Here is a 299-nt window from a genome sequence, read left to right on the forward strand (position 1 = left end):
GCCCTGGGCATCGTCTTCCTCAATATCGGCTGCGTGATCGCCGGGCTGCTGGTCGACCGCATCGGCGCCTGGCGCACGGTCATGCTCTACAGCTTGTTACTGCCGCTGGGCATTGGCGTGTTGTATGGCTGCCTGCTCATGGGCGGGCATTGGATCGGCATGGCCTATGCGGTCGCCGGCCTGGCTTGCGGGGTAGTGGGTGCGGTGCCTTCGGTGATGGTCGGGCTTTTTCCGGCGCGGATTCGCGTGTCGGGCATTTCCTTCACCTACAACATTGCCTACGCGGCGTGGGCAAGTAT

The 299-nt window shown here is 63.5% G+C and carries 1 pseudogene; it reads left to right on the top strand.

Annotated features, from left to right (window positions below):
- Positions 1–299: pseudogene (locus AAEY83_RS13860) on the top strand (MFS transporter); the annotation flags it as partial.

It is taken from the genome of Psychrobacter sp. TB20-MNA-CIBAN-0197 (assembly GCF_040309765.1).
In the GTDB taxonomy this organism is placed as follows: domain Bacteria; phylum Pseudomonadota; class Gammaproteobacteria; order Pseudomonadales; family Moraxellaceae; genus Psychrobacter; species Psychrobacter submarinus.